Source organism: Gemella sp. (assembly GCF_057272915.1).
On sequence record NZ_DBHIUF010000003.1, the window covers coordinates 80,554 to 93,822 of the forward strand.

Here is a 13,269-nt window from a genome sequence, read left to right on the forward strand (position 1 = left end):
CTGGTAGCGTTATGCGCTAGCCCTTTGTTAAATAATTAATTATAGGAGAGATTAAGATGGCTAAAAGAGATTATTATGAGGTACTTGGCGTAAGTAAAAGCGCAAGTGCAGCTGAGATAAAAAAAGCATATCGTAAATTATCAAAACAATATCACCCAGATATCAACAAAGAGCCAGGTGCTGAAGATAAATTTAAAGAAATTACAGAAGCTTACGAAGTGCTAAGTGACGATACTAAAAAAGCTCAATATGATCAATTTGGTCATGCAGCGTTTGAAGGTGGAGCAGGTCATGGTGGCTTTGGTGGTTTCGGTGGAGGCTTCTCTGGATTCTCAGGTGGTTTTGATGACCTTGGAGATATTTTCTCAAGTTTCTTCGGAGGTGGAGGAGCGCGTCGTAATCCAAATGCCCCTCGTCAAGGAGAAGACTTATTACACCGAATTCGTATAAGCTTTGAAGATGCTGTATTCGGTACGAAAAAAACTATTAAAATTCGTAAAGATGTAGAATGTGATCACTGTCACGGAAGCGGTGCGAAAGATTCTTCATCTGTAAACACTTGTCACAGATGTAATGGTAGTGGACAAGAAGCCGTAATCCAAGATACTCCATTCGGACGTATGCAAAGTCAACGTACATGTTCTGAATGTCAAGGACGTGGTAAAATCATAAAAGATAAATGTGCACACTGTTTCGGTAAAGGATATAATAATCGTGAAGTAGAATACGAAATAGAAATTCCAGAAGGAATCAGTTCAGGACAACGTGTTCGCCTTCGTGGAAAAGGTGGAGCAGGAGAAAATGGTGGTCCAGCAGGTGATTTATTCATAGAAGTAATCGTTGCTGAGGATTCATATTTCCACAGAGAAGGTGATGATGTCTATACAGAATTGAAACTTTCTCCAGCACAGGCTGCTCTTGGTACAAAACTGGATGTACGTACTTTAACAGGTGAGATTGAATTGAACGTTCCAGCAGGAACACAACACGGACGTAAATTCCGTTTGGCAGGTAAAGGTGTTAAGAGTGTAATGGGGCATGGACAAGGAGATCACTTTATCGTGGTATCTATTGAAATTCCTAAAAATCTGTCAACTAAAGAACGTGAGTTATACCTAGAACTTGCTAAATTAAATAATGAAAAAGTTGAAGAAGATGAAAGCTTTTTAGACAAAGTTAGTAGAAAAGCAAAAGATCTTTTTGATTAATAATTAACATACTCAGGATAGAGATTGGAGATTCAAAAATTAATATAAAGTTTAGTTTTGAATTTACTATTGAAATCCTGAGTTTTTTGTGTTTTATTAACTAAATTACCATATTTATTTGAATTTTTTTCTAATACAAAGTAAAATATAATATGAAATAAAGAATATACTAGAAAGAAGGAGTGAGGAAATGTTCATAAATGAGTTTAAAACTGATCAAGAGATTAGTATGTTTTTATTATTGGATAATGTAGTACGTGGAATTTCAACAAGTGGGAAAGCGTACTTAACACTTTATCTAAAAGATAAAACAGGAAGTATTGATGGTAAAATCTGGGAAGTTAAAGAAGAAGATAGTGAAAATTTAAAAGCTGGTAAGATGATTTATGTAGAAGGAACTTTACTAGATTATCGTGGAAAATTACAACTAAAAATCAGAAACTATAGAATGGCTACTGATGAAGATAATATAGATATTCAAGATTATATTCAAATCGCACCAGTACCAAAAGATGTAATGATAAATGAATTGAATTATTTCTTAAAAGAAATCGGAAATGATAATTTAAGAACAGTTACTATTGAATTGTTAAATAAATATAAAAAACAATTTGTTAGTTATCCTGCGGCTAAGTCGATGCACCACGATTTTTATTCGGGATTAATTTATCATACTACTACAATGTTGAAAATAGCAAAAGCTTTAGTAGCTATTTATCCATCACTGAATAAAGATTTATTATATAGTGGAATTATTTTACATGATTTAGGAAAAACTATTGAGTTAAGTGGACCTGTAGGTACTACTTACACATTAGAGGGAGAGCTTCTAGGGCATATTGTTATTATGAGTGATGAAGTAGCTCGAATGGCTGATAAACTTGGTATTGAAGCTGAAGAAATTACATTGTTAAGACATATGATTCTTGCTCATCATGGTAAGTATGAATTTGGCTCACCAAAATTACCAATGATAAAAGAGGCGGAGATTATTCATTTTATCGATAATATTGATGCAAGAATGATGATGTTTGAGAAAAATTTAGCGAATGTAGAACCAGGTACATTTAGTGATAAATTGTTTGGTTTAGAAGGAAGGCACTTCTATGTTCCTACATTTGATAGAGAAAACAATTAAGGAAAAGAGAAAAGATATGAATAAAGGAATGAAATATTTATTAGGTTTTGTTGCTATATTTATTGCAGCGGTAATATGTGTATTTGGGATTATCAAATACGAAGAAATGCGCGAAAATTCAACTTCCAACAATAGTGAGAACTTAGGTAGTGTAGATGGGAAAAAATTAGATAAAGAGACAACGATAATTATTGAGAAAATATCTTCTTTAAATGATATTGATGCACTTAATTCAGAATTACATTTATCTCAATCAGTTGTTGATATACTTAAAAAGTATGCACCATCTGTTTATTATACGGTTGATAATAGTGAAGGTTATGATAAAATTTATTTCCGTTTAGGTGGATATTTAGCAGATCGCAAGGTCAATGGAATTAATGAAATTATCGGTTCTTATAAGGTTGATGGTGGAAAATTAACATCAACAGGTGATGATTTAGGAAAAATTAGTTCTAAAATTAATAATAATGATAAATTAAAATGGAATAATTTAAATTTAGATAATAAAGAGCATGACAAAGGTGCTGCAAAGGCAATTGCTGATAAGTACTTTGCTGTTGGTCTAGGTGGTGGATTAGATAATATGTTAGGTATTTTTGCATATTCATCTGATTTTAGTAAGCATGTTAGAGATGCTCAATTAGGACTTACTATTGTACCAATGTCATTGGCAGAAATCACTGATATGTATAATGCTGCATCACCGGATATATTTAATGCAGATCAGGTTTATAAAAAAGTTTCTGCACTAAAACAAGCTAAGTATAGAGAAGTTGATGATAGCTATAAAGGTAATGAATCTAAGTATAATAAGAGTATCGGTAATGGAGAGGTTATTTACTTCAAAAAAGATAAAATGTATCTAGCAGCATTTGGCGGAATTGGTGGTGCTATGGGAATGACCTTAACAACACCAGATAAATGGATTGAAGAAGGGGATAGAATAATAATTCCATTAATAAACAATTTTGAAGGTGGAAAAATTAAAGGACAAATGGTTTTTCGCCTAAATAATAAAAAATATGAAGGCGGTCAAAGCCGTTCTAAATACTATATTGAAAGTCGAACAGATAATTAATATTTTAAAAAAATAATTGAAAGGATGGGATTTATTCCTGTCTTTTCATATATATAAAGAGAAATAAGGAATTTGAAGCGTATGAATAAGAAAATAAAATATATATTAGGTTATGGCGCAATACTAATTTTAGCGATATTGTGTACATATGGTCTTATAAATTATGATATGTTAAAAAATAAAGTTCAAGTAAATAATAGTCAAAATTTAGGAAGTGTAGATGGGAAACAAATTAGTAAAGAAACTACAATTATTATCGAAAAACTATCAACATTTAATGATTTGGATGCTTTAAATTCTGAATTAAAACTTTCGGATGCTGTTCTATCAGAGTTGAAACAATTTTCACCAACTATAAGTTATGCAGTAGAAAAAGAAGGAAATGAAGATAGAATCATATTTAAACAAGGTGGCTATTATAATAAATTTAAGTTTGAAAAAGTAGATGAAATTATTGGAGTGTACAAAGTTAAAGATGGAAAAGTAGAGAATACAGGTGAGAAATCTGAAGAGGTTACTTCAAAGTATAAAAAACCAGATTTAACTTGGAAAAAATTAGATATTAAGAACACAGAGCATAATAAGGAAGTTGCTTCAAAATTTGCAGAAATTACAGCAAATATATTAGATGGAAAATCTAAAGATATAGATGCGTCATTAATAATTTCACAATTTTCTGATCCGCAAAAACATATTAAAGTAGATAAGATGATGCTAAATCATATACCTATCAGATTAACTGAGATAGTGGACGCATATAATGCTTTACAATCTGAAACAGTTGATACAGAGTATGTAATGAATAAATTAAAAAATTCTCAACATTTAATTTATAGAGAAATAGACGATAATTTAACAGGAAACGAAGAAAAGTACTCAAAAGTTTTAAAAGAAGGGGAGTTAATCTTCTTTAAAAAAGATAAAATGGTACTTGCTACTTATCGAGGGCATGGATCGATATTCTTAAATGGACCTAGTAAGCCTGATATGTGGAAAATAGAAGGGGACAAGATTACAATTCCAATTTCTACTTCTGTAAGTGATCTTTCATATAAAGGCAAGTTAGTCCTTCGACTAAATAACAAAAAATATGAAGGTGGACAGAGTAGATTCAAATATTATGTAGAGAGTATTAGTAAATAATGATATTAAATAATAATGATAAAATAGCATTAGTAGTATGTTCTAATGGAAAAAATATTGAAGATAAAGAAAGATTAGAAAGATTAGAAAGTATTTTAGTAGAGATGGGTTTAGTGCCTGTCTTTACTAAATATATCTACAAAGATAAGTTTGGACGCGGAGCAAAAGCACAAGTTCGAGGTGAGGAGTTAATGTCCTTTTATAAAAATAAAGAGATAAAAGTAATTTTTGATATTTCTGGTGGAGATATTGCAAATGAGATTTTAGATTATTTAGACTATGATGTAATAAAAAGAAATTATAAACCCTTCTTTGGTTATAGTGATTTAACGACAGTCTTAAATGTTTTGAGAAGTCAAACGAATGAAGTAAATTATTTGTATCAAATATTAAATATTATTGAGAGTGAAGAAATTAAAACTAGCGTTGAAAATACTTTTATGAAAAATGAACAGACTTTATTTGATGTGAAATGGAAATTTCTGCAAGGAAGTAGAATAGAAGGTGAAGTAATCGGAGGAAATATTAGATGTTTTCTAAAACTAGCAGGTACTAGATATTTTCCTGAAGTAGAAAATAAGGTTCTATTTATCGAAGGATTAGGAACTTCTATAGAGGGATTGGTTACACATCTTGCACAGTTAAAGCAGATTGGAGTTTTTGATAAAATTTCAGGATTATTAATAGGAACTTTTACAAAAATTGAAAAAGAAATTTCTGTAGAGGAACTATTTGAACTTGTTCAAGAGTATATTCCATTTTCTTTAGCAGTAGCTAAAACACAAGAAGTCGGACATGCGAAAAACTCTAAAGTATTAAAAATTGGCGAGAAAATATATATTAAAAATGAGATTGACCCAAAAGGTCGTAAATTTTAAAAAAGTGTATATGATAACTCATAGACGCAGTGGTTTATAGATATCTAAATCGCTTTATAAAAGCTTTTTAGATATCTAATAAACTGTGCGGGGGTGACTCGACAAAATCGATTTCTACGAAATCACGATTTTTGAGTCACTCCCTTTTTATAGTTTATACCATTTAGAAATTGCTTGAGGTCCGTTTGTGTTACGAACTTCTTCTTCTAATTCGTTGTAAATTTTATATGCTGTTTCAAGACCAGGTAGTTTAATGTTCATTTTTTCACATTCTTCTAAAGCTAATTTCATATCTTTAATAAAGTGATGAGTAAAGAATCCAGGTTTGAAATCTTCATTCAAGATACGTGGTCCGTATGAAGTCATTGAGAAGCTTCCACCTGAGCCTGTTGATACTGTTTTAAAGAATGAGTCTAAATCTAAACCGACTTCTTTTGCGAATTTAAAGCTCTCAGCGACAGAAATCATAGTTGTGGCTATTGCGATCTGATTGGCAAGTTTTGTATATTGTCCTTTACCAGCTTCACCAAAATAAGTAATATTTTTACCTAGTTTTTCAACTAGTGGAAGAACAACTTCTTCGAATACTTTCTTATCTCCACCAGCCATAATTGATAGAGTAGCATTTTTTGCTCCGACCTCTCCACCTGTTACTGGAAGATCAAGTGCATATGCACCAATTTTTAGGAATTCATTACTAATTTTTTCAGCTAGAGTAGGGGAAGAAGTGGTCATATCTACAAATACTTGACCTTTTTTAGCTGTCGTAATAAGTCCATTTTCTCCTAAATAAACTTCTTCAACATCTTTAGGATAACCTACTATTGTAAATACTACATCAGCAAATATAGGTGCATCTTTTACTTCATTAAGAAGTGTAGCTCCACGACTTACTAAGTTATCAGTTTTACTCTTTGTTCTGTTGTAGACGAAAAGTTCATGACCAGCGTCCATAAGGTGACCAGCCATACTTTCGCCCATAACTCCAGTTCCAATCCATGCAATTTTCATAGGAAATGCCTCCAATAAATAGTTTTATGTTCTTTAATTATATCACAAATCTATGAAAACGCTATGCTAAATGATTATAAATAGAAGGAAAGAAATTTAATATCATAGCACTTCAAAATATGGTATAATATTCAAGGTAAGAAGATAACTAGGAGGATATTGTGAATAAAAGTAAATTAAAAGAATTTTTCATGTGTACAAGACCACATAGTTATCCAGCATCAATAGCACCAGTTTTATTTGGAGCTACTTATGCTTTAGGATATGAGATTAAGTTTTCGATTTTAAAATTTATTTTGTTTTTACTTGCATGTCTGTTGATTCAAGCAGCAACCAACTTGTTTAATGAATACTATGATTATAAGCATGGTTTGGACAAAATTGATTCTGAGGGAATTTCTGGTTCGATAGTGAAGGGGAATCTAAGTTCTAGAGAAGTTATGGTAGGTGCGTTGGTATTATATGCGCTAGCTTTTATACTAGGATTAATTCTAACTTTTATAACTAGTTTTTATGTACTATTAGTAGGGTTAGTATGTATGCTTGCTGGATATTTTTATACAGGTGGAAAGTATCCCATAGCTTATTCTCCTTTTGGAGAAGTTGTTTCTGGATTCTTTATGGGGACAATAATTATTTCTTTATCGTTTTACTTCCAAACTGGATATGTAAATGCTGATATTATTGTCGTTTCACTACCGTTATTTATCATGATTGGAGCTATTTTATTAGCGAATAATATCCGTGATTTAGACAATGATAAAGAATCTGGAAGAAGAACATATGCGATATTAGTAGGAAGAAATAATGCGATTAAAACAATGGAAATTAGCTTTATTGTAGTATATTTACTAAATATTTTATTTATAGTTACTAAATATGCTTCATGGTGGAATCTACTGGTGTTTGTTACTATTCCTTTAGCGATAAAAATAATTAAAGGTTTTAGTGCTAATAATCACAAAGCAACAATGGCGCCATTTATGGTGTTAACTGCTAAGTTAACGATTTTTGTAGGATTTATAATGTCGTTAGCGAATATACTGAAATATTTAATGAACTAAAAAAAATATAAAAAGAGTCAACTTTTTTTGTTGACATCTTAAAGTAAAAGATATATAATAAATAATGTGTTTATGAGGTGATATTTAATGAAATGGTTAAGATCTTCGTTATTCAAAAATAATAGTGATACTTTTGTTTTTGAAGAAAATATAAATGTTAAAGTAGAACACTATGATAACTCTCTAAAAGATATTAGAGATGTTGTTGTTAGTGGAAAATTAACTCGAGGTGGACAAGATAAAATCTATGCCGATCTATTAATTAAAGGAAGCTTCGAAATGATTTCAGGAAAAACACTTAAAGAAGTGGTTGTTCCATTTGAAATTGAAGAGAGAGAAGAATACGTTGATAAGTCTGTATTTGCAGGCGAAGAGGTATTCGACGTTAATTTAATGGATATGTATATTGACTTAACACCTTTAGTAAATGAGCTTATAATTTTAAATATTCCAATAACTACTTCTGATGAAGAAGAGCTAGAGATGGTTTCTGGTAACGACTGGGAATTGATTTCTGAAGAGTCTTTAACTGATGTTAAAGAAAAGAAAGAATCACCATTTGCGGCTCTTAATGGATTATTTAAAGAACAATAAGAATTATTTAAAATAATTGGAGGAAATTAACTATGGCAGTTCCTTTTAGAAGAACATCAAAAACAGCTAAAAGAAAAAGAAGAACTCACAAAAAACTATCTGCACCATCAATTACTATCGATGCAACAACTGGTAACTACGTAATGGGTCACCGTGTTGATAGAAAAACTGGTATGTACAAAGGTAGACAAGTTCTAGACGTTAAATAATTTAAATATTACCAAACCCTAAGGAGGTGTCCTTAGGGTTTTTTTATGTTTAAAATTAAGTTAAGTAAATGAAATATATGAGATTTGCATTTAAAGATTTAAATTTATATTAAAAATGAACAGAAAATAAATCTTTAAATTTGTATTAGTAAGTTGTATAATAAATATAAGGATATAGAATATTATTTCTTAATTGTTTAGGAATATGAAAAGAGGATTTTATTATGACAAATTATGGAATTGTTGGAACAGGTTATTTTGGTGCAGACTTAGCTCGTTCATTAGAGAAAATAAAAGATGCGAAGGTAACTGCAGTTTTTGATCCGGAAAATGGAGAGAAAGTTTCTAGGGAGCTTAATGCAAAAAATTGTTTGTCGTTGGAAGAGTTGGTTGGTCTAGATGAGGTAGATTGTGTTATCGTCGCAACACCGAGTAATTTACATCGTGAGCCAGTATTATTAGCCGCTAAGAATGGTAAACATGTATTTTGTGAAAAACCAATCGCTTTATCTTATGAAGATTGTAAGGTTATGGTTGAAACTTGTCGAGAAAATAATGTGATTTTTATGGCAGGTCATATTATGAACTTTTTTAATGGAGTACGTCACGCAAAAGAATTGATTAAGCAAGGGAAAATTGGGGATGTAATATTTTGTCATGCTGCAAGAACAGGATGGGAAGAAAAACAAGAAACTGTTTCTTGGAAAAAAATTCGATTACAGTCTGGAGGACACTTATACCATCACATTCATGAACTTGATTGTATTCAATTTATTATGGATGGTCTACCGGAGCAAGCAACTATGATAGGTGGAAATGTATGTCATGTCGGTGAAAATTTTGGTGATGAAGATGATTTCTTAATAGTTAATCTGGAATTTTCTAATAAACGATATGCAGTACTTGAATATGGGAATGCATTTAGATGGGGTGAACATTATGTCCTTATAGAAGGTACAAAAGGAGCTATAAAATTAGATTTATATAATACTAAAGGTACTTTAAGAGTAGTAGGAGAAAAAGAGAGTTATTTCTTAATCCATGAATCAAAAGAAGAAGATGATGATAGAACGGCTATTTATACAGGTAGAGGAATGGACGGAGGAATAGCTTATGGAAATCCTAATGTACGTTGTCCACTTTGGTTACAAAGCTGTATAGATAAAGAAATGTTGTATTTGCATAATATTTTGAATGGAGAAAAAGTATCAAAAGAATATGAAAAACTATTAAATGGTGTCGCAGCTCTAGAGTCAATTGCGACTGCTGATGCATGTACATTGTCTTTAAAAGAAAATAGAAAAGTAGAGTTGAGAGAAATAGTAAAATAGAAAATAAGAGACTAATAAAAACAATACTCCAAGAGAAATTCTCTTGGAGTATTGTTTTATAATATTAATCTAAGTATCCTAATTTTTTAATTAGTTCTGCAGTTAAAACAGCTCCACCAGCTGCTCCACGTAATGTGTTATGAGAAAGTCCTACGAATTTGTAGTCAAATAGGTTATCTTCACGAAGACGACCTACAGTTATTTGCATACCTTTTTCGTTATCACGATCAAGTACTGGTTGTGGACGATCGTTTTCTTCATAGTATTTAATGAATGGTGTTGGCGCTAGTGGTAATTCATGTTTAGCAATTTCAGGAACATGGTTTTTTATTTTTTCAACTAAAGTTTCTAGTCCAGGGTCATTTTCTAAATTGAATGATACACAAGCAAGGTGTCCGTCAAGAACTGGAACACGAATACATTGAGCTGAAAGTTTCATAGAATCATCTGGAACGATTTTTCCATCAACTACTTTACCAAAGATTTTAAGTGGTTCTTTTTCACTTTTCTCTTCTTCACCACCGATATAAGGAATGATGTTCTCTACCATTTCAGGCCATTCGTTGAATGTTTTTCCGCTTCCTGAGATAGCTTGATATGTACAGATAGATGCTTCTTTAACACCGTACTCTTTAATTGCTTCAAAGATAGGTACATAGCTTTGAATTGAACAGTTAGGTTTTGTAACGATGAATCCTTTTTTAGTTCCAAGACGTTCTTTTTGAGCAGGAAGAACATCTAGGTGAGCAGAGTTAATCTCTGGAATAATCATCGGTACATCATCTTTATTTCTGTTTGCAGAGTTGTTAGAAACAACAACTACTTCACGTTTAGCATAGTCTTCTTCAAGTTTGATTAAAGCTTCTTTATCAAGGTTAATGGCACAGAATACCATATCAATTCCTTCAGAAACTTCGTCAATTTTGTATAAGTCTTCAACAACTAATTCTTTAGTGTATTCAGGTACAGCGTGGTCTAATTTCCAACGGCTTTCCATAAGTTCTCCATATTTTTTACCAGCAGAACGAGGTGATGCTGCTAATTTTACAACATCGAAGTATGGGTGATTTTCTAATAATACTAATAGGCGTTGACCTACCATTCCTGTTGCCCCTAGTACGGCTACTCTTGATTTTTGCATAATAAAATTTCTCCTTTATTTATATAAAATTATTTCAAAATGAACTCCCTCTCTGGAATAAAAGAAGAAGTTCAAAAATTTTTAACGTATTAATTTAGAACTACTGTTCCTTCTTTATCAACTTTTAATAAAATTGCTTGCCAGTTGTATTTTAATTTAGCAAGTTCAGTTTTTATTTTTTCAATATTGTTAGTATCGCTAACGATATTCATTAATGTAGAGCCACTTCCAGAAATGAAAAATGCTGAACTATCAATCTTTTCACAGATTTCTCTAACTTCGTGATATTCATGTATTATTTCTTTTCTATAAGGTTCGTGGATTTTATCTCCCATAACCTTTTTAAGAAGTTCTAGATCATAAGTTTCAAATGCCTTAATAACCGAACCAATACGCGACATTGAGTAAATAGCCTCTTGAAGCTTAATTTCTTTTGGCATTACTTTTCTAGCTTCTTCAGTAGAAGTTTCGAAGTTTGGAATTAATGCTAAGAAGTTAAATCTTTCATCAACCTCGTATCTTACAGTTACCGCTTCTTTACTATCAGTAGTACAAGATGAACTTAAACTTCCAAAAATAGCTGGTGAAACATTATCAGGGTGTCCTTCGATTTCGTTAGCTATTGTAAAGATTTCTTGTTTATCAATAGGTGTATCAGTTAGTAAGTACGCACCGTATATTCCGGCTACTACACATGTAGAGCTACTACCTAAACCACGGCTAATTGGTACATCATTTTCGATAGATATTCTAACACCAGAAATATCTTTGTTTAATTTTTTTAATGTAGTTAGTAATGTTTGATATACTAGGTTATTTTTATTTGAAAAACGTTCTTCAAATCCTTCAAATTCAAGCCCACTGTCTAATTTCTCGAATTTAAATGTAGTGTAAAGTGTCAAAGCTACACCAAGGCTATCAAATCCACATCCAACATTAGCTGAAGTGGCAGGCACACGAACACTCACCATTATAAATCACCTAGTTTCTCTAAAATGTATTTTTTCATGTCTTCTTTATTAATTACATCTTTATGTCTAATTTCTTTTTTATCAAGGTCTCTTAAGTTTTCAGGGATAACTACCTTAGTTTGCTTGTGAAGTTTGTTCATAAGAGTAAATTCATCTTCACCTTGAGTTTCGAATAGAGAAGAGTAGACACTTTCTGTGAACTTATATGGAGACGCTGTTGATAGTACGATGCTAGCATGCTCATTATCTAAGTTTTCAAGAAGAACCTTATAGGCTACTGCAGTGTGTGTATCTAATAGATAGTTATCTTTTTCGTAGATAGCTTTGATAGTTTCTTTAGTTTGTTCGTCATCAGCAAATCCAGCTTGGAATTTATCTTTAATCTTAGTCAGTACGTCACCTGTAACTTCGAAACGTCCAGTTTCTTTTAAATCTTTCATAAGCTTAGCGATATATTCATTATCACAACCGCTAACGTAGTAAAGTAGACGCTCTAAGTTACTAGAAATTAAGATATCCATACTTGGTGATACTGTTTTTAAGAAGTCTCTGTTCTTATCATATATACCAGTCGTTAAGAAATCATAAAGTACATTATTGTTGTTGCTTGCACAGATTAATTTGTTAACAGGTAAACCGATTTGTTCAGCATAGTAACCAGCAAGAATGTTACCGAAATTACCAGTAGGTACAACAAAGTTTACTTTATCATTTAATTTAATTTTATTTGTATTTACTAAATCTAGGTATGAAACAACGTAGTAAACTACTTGAGGAATAAGACGTCCGATGTTGATTGAGTTTGCACTTGATAACTTAATGTTTTTAGAAAGTAATTCTTTTTTGAATTCTTCATCAACAAATAGTTCTTTAATTCCACTTTGAGCATCGTCAAAGTTTCCGTGAATTGCACAAACTTTCGTATTTTTTCCTTCTTGAGTTTGCATTTGTGTTTTTTGTACTGTACTTACACCATCGTTAGGGTAGAAGACCATGATTTTTGTTCTATCTACATCCTTGAAACCTTCTAAAGCTGCTTTACCAGTGTCACCACTAGTTGCAGTTAAAATAAGAATGTCATTTTTATCTTCTACTTTAGTAAGTGCAGTTTTCGTTAGTTGTGGAAGAAGTGATAGACCAACATCTTTAAATGCACTAGTAGGTCCATTGAATAATTCAAGGATATGTCCGTCTTTTAATTCTACTAGAGGAGTGATATTTTCGTGAGAAAATTTACCTCTATATGCTGCTTCAACACAATTTTTTATTTCTTCATCACTAAAATCGACAAAAAGTCGTAACACTGCTTCAGCCACTTCGTAATAACTTTTTCCGATTAGTTTTTCTAAGTCTAATTTATTCTTTCCTAAATCTCTTAAAACGAAAAGTCCACCTTCTTCACTTAAACCTTGAAGAATAGCTTCACTTGGATTTAATTTTCTATTAATATCTCTTGTACTTTCGTAAATCATTTAAAATCTCCTTGCTTTATCGTTGTAT

General features: G+C 31.4%; 13 protein-coding genes. 9 read left to right on the forward strand and 4 right to left on the reverse strand.

The genetic code is table 11. The annotated features are described in order from the left end of the window. The first annotated feature begins 56 nt into the window (after positions 1–56). From dnaJ to ACO6OL_RS02215, 5 genes are all read left to right on the forward strand, one after another. The gene (gene dnaJ / locus ACO6OL_RS02195) at positions 57–1,208 is read left to right on the forward strand and encodes a molecular chaperone DnaJ (protein WP_314160429.1); all 1,152 of its coding nucleotides are present in this window, start codon (positions 57–59) and stop codon (positions 1,206–1,208) included. 190 nt (positions 1,209–1,398) lie between these two features. Then, complete coding sequence (locus ACO6OL_RS02200; RefSeq protein ID WP_314160428.1) at positions 1,399–2,346, forward strand: HD domain-containing protein; 948 nt, start codon at positions 1,399–1,401, stop codon at positions 2,344–2,346. A gap of 16 nt (positions 2,347–2,362) precedes the next feature. Further along, on the forward strand, positions 2,363–3,427 hold the full coding sequence (locus ACO6OL_RS02205) for a hypothetical protein (protein WP_314160427.1): 1,065 nt from the start codon (positions 2,363–2,365) through the stop codon (positions 3,425–3,427). A gap of 81 nt (positions 3,428–3,508) precedes the next feature. Beyond that, positions 3,509–4,570: a hypothetical protein gene (locus ACO6OL_RS02210; RefSeq protein ID WP_314160426.1), complete on the forward strand. Its 1,062-nt coding sequence runs from the start codon at positions 3,509–3,511 to the stop codon at positions 4,568–4,570. Continuing rightward, positions 4,570–5,448 carry a S66 family peptidase gene (locus ACO6OL_RS02215; RefSeq protein ID WP_485501967.1) on the forward strand — a complete coding sequence of 293 codons (879 nt, stop codon included), beginning with the start codon at positions 4,570–4,572 and terminating at the stop codon, positions 5,446–5,448. Before ACO6OL_RS02210 ends, ACO6OL_RS02215 begins: the two co-directional genes overlap by 1 nt. Before the next feature lie 147 nt (positions 5,449–5,595). On the opposite strand, the gene ACO6OL_RS02220 is transcribed toward ACO6OL_RS02215, so the two are convergent. Next, entirely contained in the window at positions 5,596–6,459 is an 864-nt protein-coding gene (locus ACO6OL_RS02220; RefSeq protein ID WP_485501968.1) for an NAD(P)-dependent oxidoreductase, read from the reverse strand. 161 nt (positions 6,460–6,620) lie between these two features. On the opposite strand from ACO6OL_RS02220, the gene ACO6OL_RS02225 reads away from it, so the two are divergent. From ACO6OL_RS02225 to ACO6OL_RS02240, 4 genes are all read left to right on the forward strand, one after another. Beyond that, positions 6,621–7,523, forward strand: a complete 903-nt coding sequence (locus ACO6OL_RS02225) for a 1,4-dihydroxy-2-naphthoate polyprenyltransferase (protein ID WP_485501969.1) — start codon at positions 6,621–6,623, stop codon at positions 7,521–7,523. Positions 7,524–7,610: 87 nt separating this feature from the next. Further along, positions 7,611–8,117: a YceD family protein gene (locus ACO6OL_RS02230; protein ID WP_485501970.1), complete on the forward strand. Its 507-nt coding sequence runs from the start codon at positions 7,611–7,613 to the stop codon at positions 8,115–8,117. A 32-nt stretch (positions 8,118–8,149) separates the two neighbouring features. Then, on the forward strand, positions 8,150–8,326 hold the full coding sequence (rpmF, locus tag ACO6OL_RS02235) for a 50S ribosomal protein L32 (protein WP_003147267.1): 177 nt from the start codon (positions 8,150–8,152) through the stop codon (positions 8,324–8,326). A gap of 224 nt (positions 8,327–8,550) precedes the next feature. Continuing rightward, positions 8,551–9,657, forward strand: coding sequence for a Gfo/Idh/MocA family protein (locus tag ACO6OL_RS02240; protein ID WP_485501971.1), 1,107 nt, complete (start codon positions 8,551–8,553; stop codon positions 9,655–9,657). A 64-nt stretch (positions 9,658–9,721) separates the two neighbouring features. Here ACO6OL_RS02240 and asd read toward each other — a convergent pair whose 3' ends face one another. From asd to thrC, 3 genes are all read right to left on the reverse strand, one after another. Then, positions 9,722–10,798: an aspartate-semialdehyde dehydrogenase gene (gene asd / locus ACO6OL_RS02245; protein ID WP_485501972.1), complete on the reverse strand. Its 1,077-nt coding sequence runs from the start codon at positions 10,796–10,798 to the stop codon at positions 9,722–9,724. Positions 10,799–10,887: 89 nt separating this feature from the next. Beyond that, entirely contained in the window at positions 10,888–11,769 is an 882-nt protein-coding gene (gene thrB / locus ACO6OL_RS02250; RefSeq protein ID WP_485501973.1) for a homoserine kinase, read from the reverse strand. Further along, positions 11,769–13,241 carry a threonine synthase gene (thrC, locus tag ACO6OL_RS02255; RefSeq protein ID WP_485501974.1) on the reverse strand — a complete coding sequence of 491 codons (1,473 nt, stop codon included), beginning with the start codon at positions 13,239–13,241 and terminating at the stop codon, positions 11,769–11,771. The genes thrB and thrC overlap by 1 nt, the downstream gene beginning before the upstream one ends. Between the last annotated feature and the right edge of the window lie 28 nt (positions 13,242–13,269).

Bases quoted from the DNA above. Each gene is read 5' to 3' on its own strand.
- dnaJ (WP_314160429.1), top strand. From the start codon at position 57: ATGGCTAAAAGAGATTATTATGAGGTACTTGGCGTAAGTAAAAGCGCA.
- ACO6OL_RS02200 (WP_314160428.1), top strand. From the start codon at position 1,399: ATGTTCATAAATGAGTTTAAAACTGATCAAGAGATTAGTATGTTTTTA.
- ACO6OL_RS02205 (WP_314160427.1), top strand. From the start codon at position 2,363: ATGAATAAAGGAATGAAATATTTATTAGGTTTTGTTGCTATATTTATT.
- ACO6OL_RS02210 (WP_314160426.1), top strand. From the start codon at position 3,509: ATGAATAAGAAAATAAAATATATATTAGGTTATGGCGCAATACTAATT.
- ACO6OL_RS02215 (WP_485501967.1), top strand. From the start codon at position 4,570: ATGATATTAAATAATAATGATAAAATAGCATTAGTAGTATGTTCTAAT.
- ACO6OL_RS02220 (WP_485501968.1), bottom strand. From the start codon at position 6,459: ATGAAAATTGCATGGATTGGAACTGGAGTTATGGGCGAAAGTATGGCT.
- ACO6OL_RS02230 (WP_485501970.1), top strand. From the start codon at position 7,611: ATGAAATGGTTAAGATCTTCGTTATTCAAAAATAATAGTGATACTTTT.
- rpmF (WP_003147267.1), top strand. From the start codon at position 8,150: ATGGCAGTTCCTTTTAGAAGAACATCAAAAACAGCTAAAAGAAAAAGA.
- ACO6OL_RS02240 (WP_485501971.1), top strand. From the start codon at position 8,551: ATGACAAATTATGGAATTGTTGGAACAGGTTATTTTGGTGCAGACTTA.
- asd (WP_485501972.1), bottom strand. From the start codon at position 10,798: ATGCAAAAATCAAGAGTAGCCGTACTAGGGGCAACAGGAATGGTAGGT.
- thrB (WP_485501973.1), bottom strand. From the start codon at position 11,769: ATGGTGAGTGTTCGTGTGCCTGCCACTTCAGCTAATGTTGGATGTGGA.
- thrC (WP_485501974.1), bottom strand. From the start codon at position 13,241: ATGATTTACGAAAGTACAAGAGATATTAATAGAAAATTAAATCCAAGT.